Consider the following 23,447-nt stretch of genomic DNA (forward strand, 5'->3'; position numbering starts at 1 on the left):
AACCGTTCTTTTATTTGTTTAAAATGGCTCCTATTTGCTTCTTTCCATCCATCATTATTGTTAATGGGTGTGTAAAGCGTATATGACGAATATGCTCTGTTTCATATATAGCAGGCATGGCATCGAGCATATTTTTATTGAATAGGCTCCCTTCTTCAGGCTTATTAGTGTCTACCATGAAATATCCTACTCCGAAAGAAGTGAGGTTTTGAAAGAAGTGTGTACCTTGACTAGGGTCTATATTATAGTTTTTCAGAGCTACTTCCACTATTACTCGTGCGGCAGATATATGTGCCCATTTTACAGGTATCCCAAGCCAAGGCTCGCTACTTCCCCAGCGTCCCGGTCCTACAAGCACATAGCTTTTGCCATTGGCAAGGAATTGGTCGTTAATTTTTTCTATTTCTAAAGCTATTTGTGAGTTATAGCGAGCATCATATTTATCATCATATTTCACATAAACAACATCGTAAACATCATTTGATATACCATGTCCTAAAGAGTTATTGCTACGTAAGATACATTTTTCATCAGGTATTTGTTCTATATCTTCATCTAAAATCTGTTTAGAGTCGACTATTGGTCGTATTTGTAAAAGATAGAATTCTGCTGTGCGGTCTGGGTTAATATTACAAGCAAACTCTATTTCTACGGGGCGACGCATAGCTTCTTCACCATAACGCATCGACATACGTAGTAGTTCGGGTAATGGTATAACATCATATTGTAACACGCCTGCAAAGGAAATAATTTTAGGACCTTTACCTATATGTGTGTCGCGAATACGTCGATCGTTTATGTCATAAGTAGAGGCTATGAAATTAAGAGAGTTGTCTTCGATAGCTGTTTGTATATCAAACTTTTTTATGTTAAAGCCATCATCTACCTTAAAGTCAGTGCCAGCGAGAGTCATATCTATAGCATAGAAATAATTTTGTGTGTCTCGCATAGCGAAATCGTTGCGTGAAAGCTGAATAATATGATTAGGGTGATAGGGTGATACACGCAGAGTTTGTCCTCCATCTACAATATATTTACCCAGCCCTAAAGCTAACGAGGCTATACCTTCTTCTGCTTTTTCGTTATTAACGGGGTAATAATTAATGCTACGCAGCACCCCAGAGATGTTAGGATAGTAGTGGTCGCCATAAGTTTTTCCTACTACTTCTTGAAGAATGACAGCCATTTTTTCCTGATCTATAACATTGCTTGTTGCAGTCATATATGCTTTTGACTCTTTATAAAATACCGAAGCATATACACTTTTTATAGCGGCAGCCATCATGTGTAACATCTGTTCGTGGTTACCTAAGTAAGGTATCATATAAGTGGAATAAACACCCGCAAAAGGTTGGTAATGGCTATCTTCTAAAAGAGAGGACGACCTGATAGCTATAGGCGAGCGAGTGGCATCTATAAAGGTTAGAAAGTCGTCATGATAGCTGTCGGGTAATTGCGCTTTAAGGAAAGCTTTAAGTATCTCTTCATCGGTAGCATTGCTTAAAGCAAGCTCGTATAGGTTATTATTTTCCATGAACTGATCGAACACATCAGTGCAAAGAACTACCGTTTTGGGTATCTGTACTTTAACATTGTCATACTTGTTAAAGTCGGTTTGTCGCTTAATGACATTATCTAAGAAAGCCAGCCCACGCCCTTTGCCTCCTAAAGAGCCGTCGCCAATGCGTGCAAAATGTGCATAACGGTCGAAACGTACACGGTCGAATTCTGCAACAACACCAATATTTTTCATTTGTCTATATTGCACTATAGCATCGAAGATAATCTGCCTATGTGCATTAATATCTTTAAGCTCATGCCATGTAACGTGTTTTAAAAAGCTACTTACAGGAAATATAGCACGTGCACAGAGCCAGCGGCTCATGTGATTGCGTGATACATGATAAAGCATAGAGTCGTTAGGAATAGTAAAGATGTTGTCTTGTAGCTCTTTTAGGTTATGAATGCGCATTATCTCTTTGTGTGTCTTGGGGTCTCGAAAGATAAAATCGCCAAAGCCCATACGCTCTTCCATAAGGTGGCGAAGGTCTACGCTAAGCATTTTAGAGTTTTTATCTACAAAATTAAATCCTTCTTTTTCTGCACGTTCACGGTTACTTGTTTCGGTGCTTTCCATGATAAGAGGTAGATATTCATCTTGAGCACGAATAGTTTCTAATAGCTTAAATCCGGCTTCCTCATCTTTTTCTTTTAGTGTATACCCAGCCATTGCTATTTCCGACTCTTCTATTGTTGACATAGGGAAACGCACATCGCTAATTACTCCTAAGCAGTTTTCTTTATATTTTTCATATATCTTTATGGCTTCTTTATATGTACGTGCTAAAACTACTTTAGGGCGTCCTCTCATACGCATAGTAGCAGCATGCCTGTTAAGAGCTTCTGTAGCAAAGTTTTTGCTTTGTTTTAAGACATAGCTATATAGATTAGGCAGGATAGAGCTGTAATAACGTATGCTATCCTCTACGAGTAGCAGCATTTGTACTCCTGCTTGTGCTATGTCGTGCTCAATATTCATTTTGTCTTCTATGAGCTTTATTATAGAGAGAATGAGATTAGTGTTTCCAAGCCAGCAGAAGACATAGTCGAAGATGCTTAAGTCTTCGTTTTTCATACGGCGTGTTATACCATGGGAGAAAGGTGTAAGAACCACACAGGGCATTTGTGGAAACTTTTCTTTTATACCATGTGCTATAGTAAAGGCATCGTTATCAGCATTGCCAGGCATACATATAACAAGGTCTATCTGTGTGGAAGCGAGTATGTCTTCGGCTTCTTCTGTCGTAGAAACTTGGGTAAACATAGGGGGATAGCGTAACCCCAACTCCATATATTCATTATATATTTTTTCCTCTATGCGTCCATCGTCCTCTAACATAAAGGCATCATAGGGATTTGCCACAATGAGAACGTTAGTTATTCGTCGTAACATAAGATCTACAAAGTTGGCATCTTTTAATATAAATTTAGTCCATGATTGTGGTATGTTAGTTAGTTTTCCCTCGTTTTCCATACATATAAAAAGTGTATATAGTTATTTTGCGAAGTTACAAAAGAATTTTAAAAGGCAAGATAATTTACTGTGTTTTATTTTATAGTTATTTTATAATAAAACTTATTGGGCTAAAAACGAAGTAATATCTTTTCGGAATTAAGATTCAAAAATGCTCTTATAATGTTAGTGTAGATGATGTACACTATCGGTGTAGGTGATATACACAAGTAGTGTAGGTGATGTACACTACTTATGTATGTGTGTTACATTTATGGTTAGATAATGTTTTTTAGTTATGCTTTATCCCAGTCGATAGACTTAATATACTCATCAAAGGTAGGTGGCGTTATTTTATAACTATTAAAGATATTAATAATTTCAGCTTGCTGTGTAGGGTGTAAAAGGCGTTCGCCATTGCGATAGTAGAAAAAGACGCGTTTACTTTCAAAAACAGATATGACGGCTTTGCGTATTTGAGGGTATATAGCCATAGGCACTTTGTCAAAGATATGTGTCATACCTTTTGCAAAAAGTAGTTCTTCCTTAGAGTTATAATATTCGCATTCACCCTCTTTTTGTACATGAGCAAGATATGATGGCGACACGGTTAGCTCTATTTTGTTGTTTATAGCGTCTTGGTTACGAAGTTTTGCAACATGCTGATGTATGCAGTCGTTAATGTGTTTGCACTGGCTATTGTTAGCATAGCATGAGATGGAATAGGTTGTAAGGTCTTGTTTGTTCATTGTTATGGTTTGTGTTATTTAGTTGTTATTTTTTTATTAGCAGTTATTGGTATAGTTTTTTGAGCTTCTTGTGCTCTTTTATTAGCTTCTATTGCACTTGCTTTGCGATGATATTGCATTATTTTTTTTCCAAATTTAGCAGCCATCGAGTCGGCTGAAAGAAATATCATCGTACCGTCATCATGCCCAACGGAGTCGTTAGGTATACGTTTCCCATGGTTATCAATAGTATCTTTATATAGGTATAACTTTCCGTTATAAATGTGCCATGAAGTGTATACAGTTACTTTAGGATATTCTACCGGGCTTTCGTCCTCTAAAGTGTTATTTTTCTTAACATATCCCACGGGTGAAGCTTGGTTAAAACTTTTTAGAGTAAATCCATATTCGCGTGGTATAAAGAGTGCTTGTTTTAGAGAGTCGCTCATTTCTGCCATTATTTGGCTTTCTGTTTTTAAGGGATTTGGCTTTAAAGTGGGTATTACTTGGAAAGTCCATGTGCCTTTCATTTGTTCTAAGTCTATAACAAGTATGGCTTCTTTTTTGTTGTGTGGGTTAAGTAATATTGCTATTTCGTCGCCTATATTAAGTGTTCCAAACACCTTATTGTTCTTGCGTGCGTTGACAATGTTTAATCGAATGGGGTTACCACCATCGTTAGGCAGGAATACAACGATAGAATCGGAACACCCATCACAGGCTAAGCCATATAATGTTTTGTCGCCTTTTAGCTTCGTGCTATTATTTATAGCTCCATAATCGTATGTAGCTTTTTTATTATAGCAAGATACTATACAAAGTATGGTGATAATTAGTATGTATATATTCTTCATATTAGTGTGTTAAAATCTATTTGCAAAGATAGTCAATTATTGCAAAAAGTAGGTCGTTAGCACTTGTTTTTGGTATTTTTTATCTACTTTTGCACTACTTATTGCGTATGTGCAAGAGGTATACATTAGCAAATTATAGCATTAAATATGGCAAAACAAATAAAATTTAGTCTCATTTATAGAGATATGTGGCAGAGCTCAGGAAAGTTTCAGCCACGCAAAGATCAGTTAGTAAAGATAGCTCCAGTGTTTATAGAAATGGGTTGTTTCGCACGTGTGGAAACAAACGGTGGAGCTTTTGAGCAAGTTAATTTGCTGGCTGGTGAGAATCCTAACGAGTCTGTCCGTGCTTATACAAAGATACTTCATGAAGCAGGTATTCAGACACATATGCTTGATCGTGGATTAAATGCTTTACGTATGTACACTGTTCCTGATGATGTTCGTGCTATGATGTATCGTGTAAAGAAAGCACAGGGTGTAGATATTCCTCGAATATTTGATGGTTTGAATGATATCCGTAATATAGCACCTTCAATAAAGTGGGCTAAGGAAGCAGGTATGATACCACAGGCAGCTCTTTGTATTACTACTTCTCCTATCCATACAATAGATTATTACACTAATCTTGCAGAAGAGTTGATAGCTGCAGGTGCAGAAGAGATATGCTTGAAGGATATGGCAGGTATTGGACAGCCAGCTTTATTAGGACAGCTAACTAAGAACATAAAGGATAAGCACCCTAACATTGTTATAGAATATCATGGCCACTCTGGTCCGGGTCTTTCTATGGCATCTATGCTTGAGGTAGCAAAGAATGGTTGTGATATTCTTGATGTTGCTATAGAGCCTTTGTCATGGGGTATGGTACACCCTGATGTTATTTCTGTTCAAAGCATGTTAAAGCATGCAGGCTTTGATGTGCCAGAAATAAATATGGACGCTTATATGAAGGCGCGTGCTATGACTCAAGAGTTTATAGATGAATGGTTGGGATATTTTATTAATCCTAAAAACAAAATATCCAGTTCTTTACTTCTTGGCTGCGGCTTACCCGGAGGTATGATGGGTTCTATGATGGCAGATTTAGGTGGTATTCATGCCACTATAAATAATCTTCGTAGAAAGAAAGGAGAACCAGAGCTTTCTACAGACGACCTTTTAATTAAGCTCTTTGACGAAGTAGCTTATGTCTGGCCTCGTATAGGTTATCCTCCATTGGTAACACCTTTCTCACAGTATACTAAGAATATAGCTTTAATGAATTTGTTAACGCTTGAGCAAGGCAAAGGACGCTTTGTCATGATGGACGATTCTATGTGGGGAATGATATTAGGTAAGAGTGGTAAGGTACCGGGCAAGATAGCTCCAGAGATAGTAGCTTTAGCCAAAGAGAAAGGATTAGAATTTACTACAGCCGACCCTCATACCCTTATACCTTTATCATTAGACGATTTCCGAAAAGAGATGGATGAGAATGGTTGGGATTATGGACAAGATGATGAAGAGCTATTTGAGCTTGCTATGCACCCAGAGCAGTATCGTAACTATAAGAGTGGTCAGGCAAAGAAAAATTTCCTTGCCGACTTGCAAAAAGCTAAAGATGCAAAGTTGGGCGCAAGTGTTAGCATAGAAGAGGCTACTGCTTTCAAACATGCTAAAGCCGATGCGTTAGTAGCTCCTGTTAAGGGACAATTGTTCTGGGAGTTCCAAGGAGATGGCGAGGCAGCACCTGCTATAGAGCCATTTATAGGTAAGGAATATAAGGAAGGAGATGTCTTCTGTTATATTGTAGCTACTTGGGGTGAGATAGTTATAGTACCAGCAGCTCTTGGTGGTAAACTTGTAGAGATTAATGCAAAGCAAGGAGCTAAGGTAAATAAAGGAGATGTTATTGCTTATATAGAGCGAGAGCACAAAGATTGATAACTTTCTATAATAAATAAAAATAGCAATCCATACGATAGAACACTTCTTACGTATGGATTGTTTTATTTTATAAGATCATTTTATTAATGGATTATATTGCTATAATAGATAAATATTATTCTGATAATGATAAGTTAAGACATCTTTTGTTAGAACATAGTATGGATGTTGCAGATAAAGCTCTTGCTATAGTAGACTCTCATTCTGACTTAAAGGTAAACAGAGCCTTTATAAAAGAGGCGGCAATGTTACATGACATAGGGATTTTCCTTTGTGATGCTCCCAGCATATTTTGCTTTGGAAGTGAGCCTTATATTTGTCATGGGCGTTTAGGAGCTAACCTTTTGCGTAAAGAAGGTTATCCGTTACATGCTCGAGTTTGTGAGCGACATACAGGAGCAGGTATAACAAAGCAGCAGATAATAGATTGTAATTTGCCTCTTCCCAAGCAAGACTTTTTACCAGAAACGGTTGAAGAAGAAATTATTTGTTATGCTGATAAGTTTTTCTCAAAAAGCAAACCTAATGTTACTAAAACGTATGAGCAGGCTATAAAGAGTCTTTCTAAGTTTGGTGAAGAAGGTATAATACGTTTTAAAAACTGGGCAGTGAGGTTTGAATAACATTTAATAGTAGTGTTTTTATATTATAAAAGTAGATGCGTTTTCTTATGGTGAGACATAAGGATAAATATAAAATAAGACCGTGTATTATTATAGCATAAAACTATTAATACACGGTTGATAATATTATTAAAGACAAAACAAGTAAAACGTTCTCTATTTATTTAGCTCTATAGTTTTTTCTACATCTAAAGCATCTGCAATAATAGATATAGGATTAAGCACCTTATAGCCTGAAGACATTTCTATTTGCCATTTGCAAGTTTCACAATCTGTAGTAACATAGTCGGGATTAACGTCCTTAATCTGCTTGAAAAGGTCATTACCTATTGCTTGAGAATTGGCATAGTTTTCTTTTTTGAAGCCATAAGTTCCTGCTATACCACAGCATTGAGAGTTGAGTATAGTGAGTTTTAACCCAGGTATCATACGTAAAAGCTCTGTACTATAAATAACCCAGCCCATACGTTCCATGTGGCAAGCCGAATGATATGCAGCATGCATCTTGAAATCTTTGCGGAAAGCGAGTTTTATTTTCCCCTCTTCTATAAGGCGATATAAGAAACGAGTAGCTAAAGTTATGCCTTCGCGTATATCATCATTATCTATATTGAGAAGATGTTTATATTCGTCTCGCATGGTAAACGTACAAGTAGAACTTGTTGTAAGGACTATACGATTATCATTCTTGTATGATTTACGTATGCTTTCCATATTTATTTCTCCCTGTCGGCGCGCTTGCTTTGATAGTCCATTAGCTATTAAAGCTACTCCGCAACATTTTTCTTTTTCCAATAAGTGGACACCATAGCCACAAGCATTCATGATTTTTACAAGATTTTTTCCAAGTTGTGGGAAGTTATAGTTTACATAGCAACCATGAAAATAGCTGACATGCTTATTATAATCATTTTGTTTAGATGCAGCATACTTCTTATACCATGTTTCAAATTTTTGAGTAGTATATGCAGGGAATTGTCTGTGTTTGTCTATTCCCATGACATTATGAAGTATAATCTTTGTTGGTTTTAAGGATAAAGAAAAATTGACAAGTGGTGCTACCATGTTCGACATTGTTCCGACAAAGTCAGTATTTGCCAACATTACATCGCGCAACTTAGGAGTCTTTTTACTATATTTAATACGCGAACTTTGTATGATGTCTGCAATTCGTACATTATGTGGGCAAGCTACTTCACATCTTTTACAGTTAAGACACAGCTTGAGTATCTCTTCAAAATATTTTTCGTTCTTTAAGCGATAACGTTCTACGTCAGGACCTGAATGTTTAGGACCGGGATACTTAGGCTCAACAGCTGATACAGGGCAATATGCTGTACAGATAGAACATTTTAAGCATTGTTCTAAGTTGTTTTTACTTATATTTTTTAATTGAATACCTTCCATAGTCATTAGCTTATTACTTTAATATATCCTTTGTTACTTGCAAAGCTGTTAATAATGAAACACCAGTACCATCAGCTTGCTTGATATGGTTATGCCCTTCGAGCACAGAGCCTATGGCATACATATTAGTAATGGTAATATCTTTTTTAAAAGGATGAAACTTTGAGTCGGTTGCAACTCCATAGTTCATATAGGCTTGAGGCTCGAAAACCGATTCTTCCGACCATTCTTCACGATTAGAAGAGGCATGTACGTCGAGGTTAAGAATAGGCTCAAAGATATGTTCATAATCACTTACTAATCCTTGACTCATAAATGATCCTGTTGCAAGAATATAATTGTCAGCTTTTAATTTCTCTTCAGGAAGATGGTCGGCAGTAAGGTATTGTACCTCACCATCATTTATTTTACCACCATTTATCCTGTTGCTTACAAGCTCAACTCCACCATGTGCCTTAAAACTATTCATCATTGTCATAGCAACGCGTACTCCCATCACAGAAGGGGGCATAGGCATTATATAATATAAAGGTGTAGTTACCAGTTTGCGTAGCATTTCATCTTCGGTAGAATTGCGTAATCCTGCTACTGCAGGGAAAAGAATAGTATCATATCCTGATAACTTATTTATTTCTATAGCTATACGTTCTATTAGATTTTTGTCGTGGATTACCTTAGCTATATTTGTAGCTCGCATTTCTGTAGGGTTGCGACGTATATAATCGAACTCTTTTAAATGAATGCTTTTTAATTCTATATTTGAGCCATAGTTGGAAAGTCCGGCTAAAATAAAGTTAGTAGGAAGATCCAAAAAACCAGCAATATTTACTAAAGCAACCTTTTTATGTGCAAGTTTTTCTCCCATTTTACATGTAGCCATTCCCTTAATACTTATCCATGTTGGCTTTAATGTTCCCATTGGGGTGATACGATAGTGGTTTCTTTCAGCACTTCCTATGGTTTGGATACCGCATGAATTTAATAATACTTGTGCTTCATTAGCTAACAAAGCTATCTTTTCTGCCCCTATTTTAGTATATGGATGTTTCGCATTTAGATGCTTTATAGCTTCTAAAGGCTTTTCTATTTCTTTGCCATTAGCATCATATCCTAATAAATCGAACGAACCAGACGCGAAATGTAAGCTGCTTTGCCCATTAGTAATAATAGCTACCCGTTGCCCTTTTGTAGCTAACACATTAGCTGCAGTTAAGCCACTTAGTCCACCTCCTATAATAATAGTATCAAATTTCATTATTTTTCCTCCAAAGATGCTTTAAGTTTGTCTAATCCACATAAATCTTGATAGATATGTGCTGATAGCTGCGCCTCGCTAAGCGATTGTCCCCATGCTACAGGGCGCATACCTTTCCATCGTTCATTAATAAATTCTAATAAATCTTCTTCTGACTTTTTTACATTATTTCCACAAATAAAATTAGCCGCACGACAAGTACAAAGCTCTCCTTGGCAAGTACCCATACCTACACGAGTGCGTCGACGAAGATTTAATAGGTTATGTACATGTAATTTCTCTATTGCAAATTTTGCTTCTGCAACACTGACTTCTTCACATTCACATATAAGAGCAGAATCTTCAACGGTGTCTAATTTTAGGTCTTTCGCAAACTGTCCATGTCTGCCTTCAGCAGCATTTATTGACGTGCTGTATCGTTTGCCATGTGAATCTTTTACGATTTCTTCTGACCCTGGTAATGGTACGGTTGCAGTTTGGCAAGGCTTATTAATGTTAAGTTTTTTACAAGCAAGGTTAGTTGCTTCTTCTGCCATTAAGCGATAAGTCATCATCTTGCCACCAGTGATGGTTATAAATCCCTCCATTCCATCTCGTGAGGCATGATCTAAACATACAATACCTCGGCTAATATTCCTTCCTGAGGGATCGTTATCTGCTGCAACTAATGGGCGTACACCAGCATATGCACGTAAAACACGTGTAGTAGCAAGGCTTGGAGCTAATTTTTCGCCTTCTCTTATTAATAAATCTACCTCGGCGTTTGTAACCTTTAGATTGTCTATAGTATCGAAAGGAACACGATCGCTCGTAGTGCCAATAACACAAACGGTATCATCTGGCACTAATATGTCGGCATTAGCAGGCTTACGACAACGATTTATAACCATATTGTTAACACGATGTCCAAATATAAGTAATGTTCCTTTGGCAGGAAACATGTTTACAGTTATTCCTGCACGTTTAGCTACAAGATGCCCCCATATTCCTGCTGCATTTATTGTTAATGAGGAGTGTATATCATAAACGTCTCCTGTTAAGTTGTTACGAAGAGTTACACCTACCACTTTGTCTTGTTTTACAATAAGGTTTGTTACTTCATGGTAAGTTAGAATATCAGCTCCATGATTTCGTGCGTCAAGAATGTTAGCTGCAGTTAAGCGGAAAGGGTCGATAGAAGCATCAGGGATACGTACCGCACCTATTAGATCAGGGTTAACCGCAGGCTCTATGTGGCGTGCTTCTTCGGGATCTATGATCTCTGCGTTAATGCCAGCTTTTTGACAAGATTCTACAAAAGTAGCCTGATAAGCCAAATCGTCTTCGGGAAGAGTGATGAAAAGTCCATCGGTTTCTTCTACGCAATGGCGTGCTACTTTGCGAAGGATCATGTTCTCTTTAATACATTCTGTAGCCGAGCTTTGATCTGTTACGGCATAACGTGCACCACTATGGAGTAATCCGTGATTACGTCCAGTAGCCCCATTAGTAAGGTCATCTTTCTCTACCAATAGTACTTTCATGCCTCGCATAGCACAATCGCGCGCTGTTCCTGCACCAGTAATACCACCGCCAATGATAATTACATCATAATGTTTAGTTGTAAAATCCTTCATTTTAAATATGTCGGTTGTTTAATAGATTATTGTTTATGTTCAACGAGACTAAGACCAGTTGTTTTTTTTGATACGAAATATAAAACATTTCTTTGCGAAACAAAAATACAATAAGACGTTTTTATATCCAAAGAATAGCTTTATTTTTAACTATTTTTTAAGATAAGAAAGTCTTTCTTCAGTGTTCTTTTTAGCTGTTTGCGCAAACATTTCACTAAGTTATAGTAAATGTATATAGTATGTTGTATAAAAATAAGTGTTTGGTAGTGTGTTTTTAAAATGTAAAATAATATGATTTTTACGTAACGAAAGTGTTTTTTGAAGCCGTTAATATCATATAAAAAAGTTATAAAAAAGCACTATTCCCTAAAAAAGTAAATAACTTTGAGAAAAAGTATTATCTTTATTAGTACCTTTGAAAAATATATTTAGTATACTATTAAATAAATAAGAAATAAAAACTTATCTTCATATGACAAAAGAAGAAAGACATTCTATCATTTTAGATCAGCTAATAAAGAAAGATTCTGTTCTTGTTACTGATTTAGCTTCTATACTTAATGTAACCTCGGTAACAATCCGTAAGGATCTAACAGAATTAGAAATACAAGGTAAGCTATATCGTAGTCATGGTAAAGCTATTCTTATAGATCCGTTTACAATTAACCGTTCTGTTAATGATAAAGAGCGTTTATATCAAGAGGAGAAGATGTCTATAGGTTACGAAGCAGCTCAGCTTATTACTCACGACGATTCTATTTTGATAGCATCAGGTACTACGTTGCATAATTTTGCTCGTTGTATTCATCCTAAACATAGGCTAACGGCTATGACCTCTTCTACATCTATTTCGCAAATTCTATCTCAAAAAGAAGATATAGATATTATACAGTTAGGTGGAACACTTCGTCACAGTTCGTTATCAGTAGTGGGTGATTATAGCAAAATGATGTTAAGCGAGTGTTCTTTTAGTAAGCTTTTCCTTGGGGTGGATGGTATAGACTTTGATTTTGGCATTACAACAACTGATATACGTGAAGCCCGCCTTAACAAAGCCATGATGGAAGCATCTCAAAAGATTATAGTTTTGGCCGATTCATCTAAGTTTGGTAAGCGTGGCTTTGCAAAAATTTCTAATTTAGAAGATATTGATATAATTATTACAGATGAGCATATAAAGAAGGCTGATGTATTACGCATAGAGGAGTTAGGTATAAAGCTGGTTATAGCTCGCGGTAATACACAAGTAAATAGTAAACAATAATTACCTTTTTCTTATACGAAAATTAAACAATAAAATATTTTTTAAATCAATGAAAATTCCAGATATCTTTAATGATATTCGCCCTTTTGAGCCAGAGGAGTTGCCTGCTGTGTACGATAGGTTGCTTGCTAACCAACAGTTTAGGGCTGTTTTAAGTTTTTTATATCCAGATGTACCTTTGGAAGTGATAGCACAACAGATGCGAGCTTGCAAGACTAATTTAGACTTTCAGTTAGCTTTTTGTTATAAGTTTTTGAAAGAATTGCTTGCTAAGCAAAGTACTGGTTGCGATATGGATATATCAGAGATTTCTAATAAGGAATGTTATACTTTTATGAGTAACCACCGTGATATAGTGCTCGATTCAGCTTTATTAGATATGTTGCTCATAGAAAAGAAATTTTCTACTACTTGCGAAATAGCTATTGGAGATAATTTGCTTAGTATTCCATGGGTACTCGACATAGTACGTGTTAATAAAAGCTTTATAGTAAAGCGTGGGTTATTGGCTCGTGAGCGTTTAGCCTTTAGTCATACGCTGTCTGCCTATATGCATTTTGCTATAAAAGAGAAACATGAAAATTTATGGATAGCACAACGTGAGGGTCGCTCAAAGGACTCTAAAGATAGAACACAACGTTCTATTCTTAAAATGTTGACACTCGCAGGAGAGGGTAGTGCTTTAGACAGGCTTAAATCTTTACGCATATCGCCATTAGCTATTTCATACGAATATGATCCTTGCGATTATCTTAAAGCTGCAGAGTATCAGGCACGGCGAGATAACATTAATTGGGAAAAAGGTCCTATGGACGATGTTATAAGTATGCGTACTGGTATAATGGGATATAAAGGTAAGATTCATTTGCATGCAGCTTGCTGTATTAACGACTATCTTGATTCTTTAAAAAAGGTAGAAATGAACAATTCTGAGCTGCTTGACACTGTAGCATTACATATAGATAAAGAGATATATCGTAATTATAAATTGTTTCCAAATAACTATATTGCTTTAGATCTATTAAATGGTTGCGAGGATTATAAGGATTATTATACGTTAGAAGAGGAGCGTAAGTTTGAGCAATATCTTAATAACCAGCTCAATAGGATAGAGATACCTAATCGTGATGAGGAGTTTTTAACTAAACGTATGCTTGAGATGTATGCTAATCCGGCTAAGAACTATTTAGACTCTATTTAGTAAACTGCTTTTTATTACTTCTGTTTTTTATTTTATATATAAAAGTTGTTGTGCTATTTATGTTACAAAACAACATTTATAAGTAAAAAACGAGGGTGTGCCAAAAATGGTATACCCTCTTTCTTTATAAGCTATAATCTTGTTAATGTATGTTTTTTATATACTACAACTTACCTGTTGTTTTTTTATTAGTAGTATTTTATACTAAGCATCTGTTACTTTTTATAATACTTCTTTTAAGTATTTACCCGTCAAACTTGCATTACATTTTACGATTTCTTCAGGTGTTCCTTCTGCAATGATACTTCCCCCGTTATCACCTCCTTCAGGTCCCATGTCTATAATGTGGTCAGCACATTTTATTACGTCTAAATTGTGTTCTATAACGATTATGGAATGACCACGTTCTATTAGTGCATAAAAAGCCGTAAGTAAGCGTTTAATATCATGGAAGTGTAAGCCTGTAGTAGGTTCATCAAAAATAAATAAGGTAGGCTCTATTTGTTCTTGTCCTATGAAATAAGCTAATTTCACGCGTTGGTTCTCTCCACCTGATAATGTAGAGGAACTTTGTCCCATTTTTATATATCCTAATCCGACATCTTCTAAAGGTTTTAATCGTTTAACAACCGACTTATTTTTATTTTTTGTAAAAAAGGAAATAGCCTCCGATACGGTCATTTCTAATATGTCGTATATGTTTTTTCCATTATATTTTATTTCTAAGATTTCTTTTTTGAAGCGTTTGCCGTGGCATGTTTCACATTTTAGTGTTAAGTCTGCCATGAATTGCATCTCTACTGTTGTTACTCCTGCTCCTTTACACTCTTCACATCTTCCTCCTTCTGCATTAAAAGAAAAGAATTGTGGTGTATAACCCATCTGTTTTGATAGTTTCTGATCTGCATATATTTTACGAATTTCATCGTAAGCTTTAACGTATGTAGCAGGATTAGAGCGAGTGCTTTTCCCTATAGGGTTTTGGTCGACGAGCTCTACATGCTTTATTTTTTTCCAATCTCCTTCCATGCTTGAGTATTCGCCAGGCATATCAGCAGCTTCGTCTAACTTACGTTTTAGCGCAGGGTAAAGAATTCCTTTTATAAGTGAAGATTTTCCGCTACCACTTACTCCGGTAATAGCTGTAAAAATGTTAAGAGGAATCTTTACGTCAACGCCTTTAAGATTGTTCATACGCGCACCTTTTATGTTTATGTATAAATTCCACGGGCGTCGTGTAGATGGAACTTCTATCTTCTCATTATGAGTAAGATATGCAATGGTATGCGATAGTGGATATTTCTTTAAAAGTTTGTTTATAGCATCTTTGTCGTTTAGCTTACTGTCTAATGCTTTCATGTTGCCTTCAAACACTATTTTTCCTCCCAAGTTGCCTGCATCAGGCCCCATGTCTATCAGATAATCGGCTGCTCTCATTATTTCTTCATCATGTTCTACTACTATTACCGTGTTACCACTTTTTTGTAATTCTTTAAGAACATAGATAAGGCGTTCGGTGTCTCTGCTATGAAGTCCGATAGAGGGTTCATCTAAAATATAAAGAGAGCCTACTAAAGGCGAGCCTAATGAGGTGGCAAGATTAATGCGCTGACTTTCCCCTCCGCTTAATGTGTTAGATTGTCTGTTAAGGGTAAGGTATCCCAACCCTACGTCTATGAGAAATTGTAGCCTGTTAATTATTTCCACCAACAGACGTTTACTTATATTTTTTTCATTATTAGGCAGCTCTAAATTGTCAAACCACTTTTTTAGTTTTATAATAGGCATGTTTATTAAGTCGGTTATGGCTTTATCTGCTATTTTCACCCATGATGCTTCTTTTTTTAAGCGGTTTCCGTTGCAGTCAGGGCAAGTAGTTTTCCCTCTATACCTACTCAACATTACACGATACTGTATCTTGTACTGATTTTCTTTCAGCATTTGAAAAAAGGCATTAATGCAAAATTTGTCATGAATGTCCATGTTTTTTTCGCAAGGTAGTCCTTTCCAAAGCTGGTCTTTCTGCTTTTGTGTCAGCTTATGATACGGCTTAAATATAGGGAAATCGTCTTTTGCAGCACGGCGGCAAAATTCTTCTTTCCATTGTTTCATCTTATCGCCATGCCAGCATTGCACGCAGCCATCGTATACAGAGAGTGTGGAGTCAGGAACCACTAACCTTTCGTCTATTCCGATAACACTACCAAACCCTTCACATGTAGGGCAAGCTCCTATAGGCGAGTTAAAAGAAAACATATTATCATTAGGCTCATCGAAAATAATGCCATCTGCTTCAAAGCGTATAGAGAAATTGTAAATGGTTTTTGAAGGTAAAAAGAGTAATAATAGCTCTCCGTGCCCTTCAAAAAATGCTGTTTCGCAAGAGTCTGTAAGTCGAGAGATATTATCTTTTGTACCATCTAAAGAGAGGCGATCTATTACAAGGTAAACATCTTTTTCATTTATACTCTTATCGTGAGACTTTTCTAAATAGTCATCTATTCTTATAAAGTCGCCATTTATATAAATGCGGTTATAGCCTTCTTGCATATTCATTTCTAACTGTTGTGTAAAAGTCCTATCTTCGGCTATATGTATAGGTGTTAAAATGCAGAATTTAGTCCCTTCTGGATATTCTTTTACCTTTTCTATTACATCTTCTATAGAGTTGTGTTTTACCTCTTTTCCGCTAATAGGACTATATGTGTGCCCTATCCTTGAAAAAAGTAAACGTAAGTATTCATATATCTCGGTAGAGGTCCCTACAGTAGACCGAGTATTCCTTGAGATAACCTTCTGCTCTATAGCTATAGCAGGAGGTAATCCTTTAATAAAATCGACATTAGGTTTTGCCATTCTGCCAAGAAACTGCCTCGCGTATGCTGATAAGCTTTCTACGTATCTGCGTTGTCCTTCTGCATATAATGTATCAAAAGCTAAAGACGATTTTCCTGAACCTGATACTCCTGTGATAACTATAAATTTTTCTTGTGGTAATCTTACATTTATGTTTTTTAGGTTGTTTACCTTTGCACCCTTTACCTCTATATATTTCTGCATAAAAAGATTTTGAAATCCTGTATTTAGCCCACTGTTTTTTTTGTGAGTGATATGAATATTGTTTATGAAAAACAAAAGTACAAAAAAAGCGCAACATGACAAAATAGTTATTATGTCCTTGCAATATGTTAAAAATCATTATTTTACAGTTTTACAAAGGCTGTTTGCTTTCAGGTTTTTAAGGTATGAGATATTTGTTTTTCATTATAGCTCTATACTTTAAAAGGGAAATTTGTCAGCACTTTACAGAAAATATGTATCTTTGTTAGTGGATAAGCTATGGTATATGTATTAAGCATTAAGTATGCTTACTGTGTTTGTGCTATATCATAAAAATATAATAAAAGGCAATGAAAGCAAACTTTTTATATAAGGATCTCTCTATAAAAGAACACAATGGGCGGCGTTATGTTTTAGATATACTTCGTCGGAAATATATAGCATTAACACCTGAGGAATGGGTGCGACAAAGTTTTATACGTTTTGTCGTTGAAAAGAAAAATTATCCTCAAGCACTTTTAGCTAATGAAATTAGCCTCAGCTTAGGTAATAAAAAGTTGAGAGCCGATAGTGTTTTATACGATAAAATGTTAAAGCCCCGTATGATAATAGAGTATAAAGCTCCTAAAATATCTATCACTCAAAGGGTTTTTGATCAGATTTTTAGTTATAATATCCTTCTTTCTGTGCCATATATTATAGTGACTAATGGAATAGAAATATATGTTTGCAAGCTTAATGAAAAGGAGAAAAGATATATGTTTTTAGATGATATACCATATTATGAAGAGTTGTAGAGAAATTATATTAAAAAATTATTGGCACATTTATTGCAAAAGACTTATTTTAAGAACAATAAATATATAAATAATGACTAAGAGAAAATGGATAGGTGCTGCACTTGGCTGGATACTTTCAGGTGGTAATATATTAGGAGCTTTGGCAGGTTACTGTGTTGGTAGCCTGTTAGCAGATGCAGCAAAAGGGGCAGACGGCAATGTTAATAATGGCGGTTATGACGAAGAATCGTCGGCAGAAAATTATGGAGAAACATCTTTTGAAGAGATGCGCAACTCTTTTCTCTTTTCCCTGCTTGTGCTATCTTCTTATGTCATTAAGGCAGACTCTAAGGTTATGCATTCTGAAATGGAATATGTTCGTAAGTTCCTTCGTTATAATTTTGGTGATGAAGCTGTTTTGCAAGGCGAGATTATTCTTAAACGTCTTTTAAAAAAAATGGATAATGAAGGTATGCTTGCTTTTAAGAATGTTATTCATAGAAGTTGCATGGAAATATCTTTTAACATGAGTGAAGAGCAGCGTCTTCAGCTTCTCGATTATCTTATAATGATAGCTAAAGCAGACGGAACGGTGTCTTTTCAAGAAGTAGAGGTATTAAAGGATATAGCCCTTCATCTTCATCTTAGCGTGCAAGATGTTGAATCTATGCTAAATATGGGGTATTCATACGAGGGAAAGCAAAAATATTCATCTTCGAAAGCGGATCTTAATGTATATTATAAGATATTAGGAATATCACCTTCGGCAACGGATAAAGAGGTAAAAGACGCTTACCGCAAAATGGCTCTTAGGCATCACCCAGACCGTGTGGCATCGCTTGGTGAGGATATAAGGAAAGCCGCAGAAGCTAAATTTCAAGAGATAAACGCAGCTAAAGAAGCTATATATAAAGCAAGAAATATATAGTATATGGGCGTCTTTTATGTTTAGGAAGGGGAAAAGATGTCTATACACCGGAAAATTTATGCTTCTTTGTAAGAAAAAGGTTTGCTTTCTTTATGGTAAAAATCATGTATAGAAAAGAAAAATAACCTATTTTTAACTCAAAAATAGGTTAAAAATGGATTAAAAATAACTTATTTTTAATCTTTAAGTATGTTTCTCTTTTCTGAAAAATCTTATTTTTAAGAATGTAGAAGATGGCTTTTTTAATAGTCTTTTTTGTTAGTTAATTTGGTAACAGCTATATTGTCAATAGACTTTATATAGTTGTCGAAGTGTTTGTTAAGTAATGTTTCTTCGTTATCATTGATATGTAGGCTTGTGCTATTTTTGCGTTGGCGTGCCTTTGCTCCAAGTAGCGAACGAATGATAAAGCCCATTGTAAGTTTGGAAGAGTCGTGGTTAAGCGTAAATACTTCTATATTGTTTTCACTAAGGGTTTTGGTTATTAGTTTTGCTTTTATAAGGTCGTTAATAGAGCGCATAATCTGTGTATAAGTATAGCTTGTTAGTTGTTGTAGTAGTTGAGCGTCAGTAGGTCCTTCCGCGTTCATTTGTCTACGCCCCATAATGCTCATTATAACGCAGGCTTTACGTAGCTTTTCTCGTGGGCTATCCTTACGCATCTCGCCGATATATCTTCCGTCTGTAAGCTCCTGATTAGCTCGTCCTAACTCAGCAAAGCCTATACAGATATACCATGAAAGCTGTAGCCATAACATAAGTAGTGGTAAGGCAGCTAAAGAGCCATAAATGAGATTGTAACTTGCAAAAAACACTTGGCAATGTATGTAGATACTTTGTATAATAATAATGCTGAATGCAGCCATTAAAGCAGGAATAAATATCATAGATACACGCACTTTAGTGTTAGGTAAGAGCGTGTACATAGAGATGAAGAGAAGGGTTAGTATAGATAGAGGTAGCATAAAGCTGATAAGCTCTTGCAAGATAGGCGTGAGAAGTTGGAACTCTGGAAGATGTCCTATTACAGATTGAAAGAAAATGCTAAGCCCGGAAAGTAAGATTAATGTAAGAGGCAGGAATATCAGTATAGACACATAATCGGTAATAGCCCTACCCATGCTACGTTCTTTCTTTACTCCCCAAATGCCATTAAAGACAGCTTCTATGTTGTTAAAGAGCGATATTACAGAATATAGCATCCATACTAAGCTAATGCCAAGGATAACACCAGTATGGGTATAGTTGATATACGATTTTGCTAAGTTTAATACTACTTTAGCAGTATTAGGCTGATTAGCAAAGAGCTGTCTACACCATTCTACGATATAGTCCTCAAATCCGAACCCACGTGCGATAGCTAAGATAGCAGCAAACATAGGTACAAGTGCCATCAGGGTGTTGTATGTTAATTGTGCAGCATATCCCCAATGGCGTTCTACGAAAAGTCCGTTAAACACAAGATATAGCCTTTGAGCTATATATATTAAAGGATTATCCTTAAAACGTACATAGGAATGTCTCCATATTTGGCGTTTAAAGAAGAAGATTAGCTTATTGATAGTTATAGCTTTTTTTGCCATTATATATTTGTATGTCTTGTGGTTATTTTACTGATTGATTAAAAGTTATATTGAAATCCGATGGAAGCATATTCCTTAAACTGCCAAAAGCCATGATTATTATCACGAGCCACACCGTCGTCGAAGCGCGGATATATAAATAGCTGTGTAGAAATATATCTGTTGAATTTGAATGAAATGAGGTTTTCCCATTCTATTTCTGTACGTGAATAGGTGGTATATCCGTAAAGGCGAGTACGCCATAAAAGCATTTCGAGTATTTTCCAGTCTAATTGTATATTAAATTCAGAACCTATATCGTTGAGAAAATGTTTCTCCGTCCCTATTCCTAAACGTGATGAGAGGTCTAAAAGTCTGGTATATTTCATGTTGTATGCCAAAGGCGCTATATGTATGTTTCCTTTTAAATGATGATTAGCCCAGTCTATGGAATAGTCCATACCGAGAGATAAATTTAAGTTGAATGGTGCAAGAAAGTCTGAATATACTTTAGGGTCGTTGGCTTTATATGAGTGTGCAAACTGCGTGTTGGCAATGATCTGCACAGAGTAATACCAACGCTTTGTAGCTTGTAATCCGAATTTTGATGTAAGACGTATAAGGTCGTTTGTAGTTTTTACTCTGTGTAAGGAGTCTGACCGTGTGCTTTGAATGCCGAAACGCATTTCAAGAAAATTATCCCACTTTATTTTTTGTTTGTTATTATAGTTGGCTTGCATACTTATAGCTCCCAAGGCAGAATAGTTGCTTTCACCTCCTTGAAACCAATTGTCGGTAACAATGTTCTGCATCATCTGTAAAGAATAATCGCCTTTGAAAGCCCAGAAATTAGGCTTCTTTATCATGACTTTTATGGGGGCTGCTATAGGCTCTGGAGTTTTCTCCTCTGCTTTTTTTACTATTTCAGCATCATGATGAATAGTAACCCTAAGATTGTCAATAGTGTTAATATCTTTTGTTAGCTTAGTAGAGGAGTTTTCTACGAGATAAGGGCGTTGTAAGTAAATATTGAGCAGTGTGTTGTCAAAGCTGGAGAGTGTGTTATTTGGTGCAAACGACTTATGTATAATGTCGTGGTAAAAAGTAGTAGGCATAAATAGCCTCACTTCTTTATATTTTATTTTATCTTTAGGAGATAAGCTAAAGTTTTTACTATATAATATTGTGTCCCTTTTTGCTTGTAGAGAGTCGATGTATTGTAGGTAAATGTCTTTAGTAGGGGCTTTTATAGGTGTAGTAGTAGTGGCTTGTGCAAAGCCATATAATAAGATTAAGAAAAGGAAAGTTATAGCTGTTAGAAAACGTTTCATGTTGTCTTGGAAATATTTTGATTAAAATAAAAAGAATCTCTTGTTTGCAAAATTACAATTCTTTTTTAATCTATGCTATATAAAAGGCATGTAAAAAGATATAATTTATATAGGTCATAATGCCTGCTTAGAAGTTGTTTTCTTGTGAAAGAGCTTTATTTGCTTTGTTTTAATGTTTCTTTTGTAAGAAAAATATAGATATGAAACGATTAATACACATATTTTTGTATCTTTGCACTTTAGTTTTGGGCAATTATGCCTTTATACTTATAAACTTAAAAAATATCTATCGTGGCTGAAACAAAGTATATTTTCGTAACAGGTGGTGTTGTTTCTTCTTTAGGGAAGGGAATTATATCTTCGTCAATAGGTAAGCTTCTACAGGCAAGAGGCTATAATATTACCATTCAAAAGTTTGATCCATATATCAATATCGATCCCGGAACATTAAATCCTTATGAGCATGGAGAGTGTTATGTAACGGTTGATGGTATGGAGACAGATCTTGACTTAGGGCACTATGAGAGATTTACCGATATTAAAACTACTAAGGCTAACTCTATGACAACGGGTAGAATCTATAAAAGTGTTATAGATAAGGAGCGTCGTGGCGATTATTTAGGTAAGACCATTCAGGTGGTACCTCATATTACAGATGAGATAAAGCGTAACATAAAGATGTTAGGCAAGAAGAAGCATTACGATTTTGTTATTACAGAGATAGGGGGTACTATTGGCGATATAGAGTCGGCACCTTTCTTAGAAGCTATTAGGCAGATGAAATGGGAGCTTGGTAAGAGAGCCATAAACCTACATTTAACATACGTACCTTATCTTAAAGCAGCAGGAGAGCTTAAAACAAAGCCTACACAGCATAGTGTAAAAGAGCTGCAAAGTGTAGGTATACAGCCTGATATACTTATTCTTCGTACCGAGTTACACCTTGACGAGTCTCTTAGAAAGAAGGTGGCAGCTTTTTGTAATGTCGATTTAGACTGTGTCGTTCAGAGCGAAGATTTGCCAAGTATATATGAAGTGCCTTTAAAAATGTTAGAGGAAGGGCTTGATGTGGCTATATTACGTAAGTGTGGTGAGCCTATAGGACCTACACCAGAGTTAGGTCCATGGAAAGCCTTTCTTGAGCGTAGGCGTAAGGCAAAGAAAGAAGTACATATAGGGTTGATAGGCAAATACGATTTACAAGATGCTTATAAGAGCATTCGTGAAGGGCTTTTGCAAGCAGGTACTTATAATGATTATAAGACTGTGCTTACTTTTATCAATTCCGAAGAGCTTACCCAAGATAATGTAGCAGAGCATCTGAAGGGGCAAGATGGTATAGTGATATGTCCTGGTTTTGGGCAGCGAGGAGTTGAAGGAAAGATAGTTGCAGCTCATTATACCCGTACTCATGATATTCCTACTTTTGGTATATGTTTAGGCATGCAGATGATGGTTATAGAGTTTGCACGTAATGTTTTAGGTTATAAGGACGCTAACTCACGTGAGATGGACGAGAAGACCAAGCATAATGTAATAGACATTATGGAAGAGCAAAAGAACATAACCAGTATGGGAGGTACAATGCGTTTAGGGGCTTATGAATGTGTTTTGAAACAAGGTTCGCGTACATTTAATATATATAAGCAAGAATACATACAGGAACGTCATCGCCATCGTTACGAATTTAATAGCGATTATATAAAGGAATATGAGCGTAACGGCATGAACTGTGTAGGAAAAAATCCTGAGAGCGAATTAGTGGAAATAGTGGAAATACCAAGTTTGAAGTGGTATATAGGTACACAGTTTCACCCAGAATATCAGTCTACAGTGCTAAACCCGCACCCTCTTTTTGTAGATTTTGTAAAAACAGCAATTGAAAATAAGAAATAAG

At 36.0% G+C, this 23,447-nt stretch carries 16 protein-coding genes; 7 read left to right on the top strand and 9 right to left on the bottom strand.

Annotated features, from left to right (window positions below):
* Window positions 1–10: 10 nt before the first annotated feature.
* The 3 genes from AC1DCD_RS05330 to AC1DCD_RS05340 form a co-directional block, all read right to left on the bottom strand.
* Window positions 11–3,034, bottom strand: coding sequence for a PEP/pyruvate-binding domain-containing protein (locus AC1DCD_RS05330; protein ID WP_464640220.1), 3,024 nt, complete (start codon window positions 3,032–3,034; stop codon window positions 11–13).
* A 275-nt stretch (window positions 3,035–3,309) separates the two neighbouring features.
* Complete coding sequence (locus AC1DCD_RS05335) at window positions 3,310–3,762, bottom strand: DUF6078 family protein (protein ID WP_019035666.1); 453 nt, start codon at window positions 3,760–3,762, stop codon at window positions 3,310–3,312.
* 14 nt (window positions 3,763–3,776) lie between these two features.
* Window positions 3,777–4,595, bottom strand: a complete 819-nt coding sequence (locus AC1DCD_RS05340) for a hypothetical protein (protein WP_036854521.1) — start codon at window positions 4,593–4,595, stop codon at window positions 3,777–3,779.
* Window positions 4,596–4,742: 147 nt separating this feature from the next.
* Between AC1DCD_RS05340 and AC1DCD_RS05345 the strand changes: the two genes are divergently transcribed.
* Together AC1DCD_RS05345 and AC1DCD_RS05350 are read left to right on the top strand one after the other, a co-directional pair.
* Entirely contained in the window at window positions 4,743–6,521 is a 1,779-nt protein-coding gene (locus AC1DCD_RS05345) for a biotin/lipoyl-binding protein (protein WP_008450092.1), read from the top strand.
* 89 nt (window positions 6,522–6,610) lie between these two features.
* On the top strand, window positions 6,611–7,147 hold the full coding sequence (locus AC1DCD_RS05350; protein ID WP_008450110.1) for an HDIG domain-containing metalloprotein: 537 nt from the start codon (window positions 6,611–6,613) through the stop codon (window positions 7,145–7,147).
* 156 nt (window positions 7,148–7,303) lie between these two features.
* On the opposite strand, the gene glpC is transcribed toward AC1DCD_RS05350, so the two are convergent.
* From glpC to glpA, 3 genes are read right to left on the bottom strand one after another with little or no spacing between them, the layout of a single operon-like run.
* Window positions 7,304–8,554, bottom strand: a complete 1,251-nt coding sequence (glpC, locus tag AC1DCD_RS05355) for an anaerobic glycerol-3-phosphate dehydrogenase subunit GlpC (protein WP_464640223.1) — start codon at window positions 8,552–8,554, stop codon at window positions 7,304–7,306.
* Between the two features lie 13 nt (window positions 8,555–8,567).
* Complete coding sequence (gene glpB, locus AC1DCD_RS05360; protein WP_464640225.1) at window positions 8,568–9,809, bottom strand: anaerobic glycerol-3-phosphate dehydrogenase subunit GlpB; 1,242 nt, start codon at window positions 9,807–9,809, stop codon at window positions 8,568–8,570.
* Window positions 9,809–11,425: an anaerobic glycerol-3-phosphate dehydrogenase subunit A gene (glpA, locus tag AC1DCD_RS05365; RefSeq protein ID WP_464640227.1), complete on the bottom strand. Its 1,617-nt coding sequence runs from the start codon at window positions 11,423–11,425 to the stop codon at window positions 9,809–9,811. Before glpA ends, glpB begins: the two co-directional genes overlap by 1 nt.
* A gap of 472 nt (window positions 11,426–11,897) precedes the next feature.
* Here glpA and AC1DCD_RS05370 point away from each other — a divergent pair, with 472 nt between their 5' ends.
* Both AC1DCD_RS05370 and AC1DCD_RS05375 read left to right on the top strand, forming a co-directional pair.
* Window positions 11,898–12,689 carry a DeoR/GlpR family DNA-binding transcription regulator gene (locus AC1DCD_RS05370; protein ID WP_308532553.1) on the top strand — a complete coding sequence of 264 codons (792 nt, stop codon included), beginning with the start codon at window positions 11,898–11,900 and terminating at the stop codon, window positions 12,687–12,689.
* Window positions 12,690–12,738: 49 nt separating this feature from the next.
* Window positions 12,739–13,890, top strand: coding sequence for a hypothetical protein (locus AC1DCD_RS05375; RefSeq protein ID WP_008450075.1), 1,152 nt, complete (start codon window positions 12,739–12,741; stop codon window positions 13,888–13,890).
* A gap of 222 nt (window positions 13,891–14,112) precedes the next feature.
* Here AC1DCD_RS05375 and uvrA read toward each other — a convergent pair whose 3' ends face one another.
* Complete coding sequence (gene uvrA / locus AC1DCD_RS05380) at window positions 14,113–16,950, bottom strand: excinuclease ABC subunit UvrA (protein ID WP_464640230.1); 2,838 nt, start codon at window positions 16,948–16,950, stop codon at window positions 14,113–14,115.
* Window positions 16,951–17,300: 350 nt separating this feature from the next.
* Between uvrA and AC1DCD_RS05385 the strand changes: the two genes are divergently transcribed.
* Window positions 17,301–17,747, top strand: a complete 447-nt coding sequence (locus AC1DCD_RS05385; RefSeq protein WP_019035657.1) for a type I restriction enzyme HsdR N-terminal domain-containing protein — start codon at window positions 17,301–17,303, stop codon at window positions 17,745–17,747.
* 73 nt (window positions 17,748–17,820) lie between these two features.
* Entirely contained in the window at window positions 17,821–18,657 is an 837-nt protein-coding gene (locus AC1DCD_RS05390; protein ID WP_464640232.1) for a DnaJ domain-containing protein, read from the top strand.
* Window positions 18,658–18,899: 242 nt separating this feature from the next.
* On the opposite strand, the gene AC1DCD_RS05395 is transcribed toward AC1DCD_RS05390, so the two are convergent.
* Window positions 18,900–20,240, bottom strand: a complete 1,341-nt coding sequence (locus AC1DCD_RS05395) for a YihY/virulence factor BrkB family protein (RefSeq protein ID WP_036856282.1) — start codon at window positions 20,238–20,240, stop codon at window positions 18,900–18,902.
* A gap of 38 nt (window positions 20,241–20,278) precedes the next feature.
* The gene (locus tag AC1DCD_RS05400; protein WP_464640235.1) at window positions 20,279–21,550 is read right to left on the bottom strand and encodes a DUF3078 domain-containing protein; all 1,272 of its coding nucleotides are present in this window, start codon (window positions 21,548–21,550) and stop codon (window positions 20,279–20,281) included.
* A 291-nt stretch (window positions 21,551–21,841) separates the two neighbouring features.
* On the opposite strand from AC1DCD_RS05400, the gene AC1DCD_RS05405 reads away from it, so the two are divergent.
* Window positions 21,842–23,446, top strand: coding sequence for a CTP synthase (locus AC1DCD_RS05405; RefSeq protein ID WP_464640237.1), 1,605 nt, complete (start codon window positions 21,842–21,844; stop codon window positions 23,444–23,446).
* Window position 23,447: the final 1 nt, after the last annotated feature.

The organism is Prevotella sp. C0209C1 (assembly GCF_056583855.1).

Bases quoted from the DNA above. Each gene is read 5' to 3' on its own strand.
- AC1DCD_RS05385 (WP_019035657.1), top strand. From the start codon at position 17,301: ATGAAAGCAAACTTTTTATATAAGGATCTCTCTATAAAAGAACACAAT.
- AC1DCD_RS05340 (WP_036854521.1), bottom strand. From the start codon at position 4,595: ATGAAGAATATATACATACTAATTATCACCATACTTTGTATAGTATCT.
- AC1DCD_RS05370 (WP_308532553.1), top strand. From the start codon at position 11,898: ATGACAAAAGAAGAAAGACATTCTATCATTTTAGATCAGCTAATAAAG.
- AC1DCD_RS05400 (WP_464640235.1), bottom strand. From the start codon at position 21,550: ATGAAACGTTTTCTAACAGCTATAACTTTCCTTTTCTTAATCTTATTA.
- AC1DCD_RS05335 (WP_019035666.1), bottom strand. From the start codon at position 3,762: ATGAACAAACAAGACCTTACAACCTATTCCATCTCATGCTATGCTAAC.
- AC1DCD_RS05390 (WP_464640232.1), top strand. From the start codon at position 17,821: ATGACTAAGAGAAAATGGATAGGTGCTGCACTTGGCTGGATACTTTCA.
- glpB (WP_464640225.1), bottom strand. From the start codon at position 9,809: ATGAAATTTGATACTATTATTATAGGAGGTGGACTAAGTGGCTTAACT.
- AC1DCD_RS05375 (WP_008450075.1), top strand. From the start codon at position 12,739: ATGAAAATTCCAGATATCTTTAATGATATTCGCCCTTTTGAGCCAGAG.
- AC1DCD_RS05330 (WP_464640220.1), bottom strand. From the start codon at position 3,034: ATGGAAAACGAGGGAAAACTAACTAACATACCACAATCATGGACTAAA.
- AC1DCD_RS05395 (WP_036856282.1), bottom strand. From the start codon at position 20,240: ATGGCAAAAAAAGCTATAACTATCAATAAGCTAATCTTCTTCTTTAAA.
- AC1DCD_RS05345 (WP_008450092.1), top strand. From the start codon at position 4,743: ATGGCAAAACAAATAAAATTTAGTCTCATTTATAGAGATATGTGGCAG.
- AC1DCD_RS05350 (WP_008450110.1), top strand. From the start codon at position 6,611: ATGGATTATATTGCTATAATAGATAAATATTATTCTGATAATGATAAG.
- glpA (WP_464640227.1), bottom strand. From the start codon at position 11,425: ATGAAGGATTTTACAACTAAACATTATGATGTAATTATCATTGGCGGT.
- glpC (WP_464640223.1), bottom strand. From the start codon at position 8,554: ATGGAAGGTATTCAATTAAAAAATATAAGTAAAAACAACTTAGAACAA.
- uvrA (WP_464640230.1), bottom strand. From the start codon at position 16,950: ATGCAGAAATATATAGAGGTAAAGGGTGCAAAGGTAAACAACCTAAAA.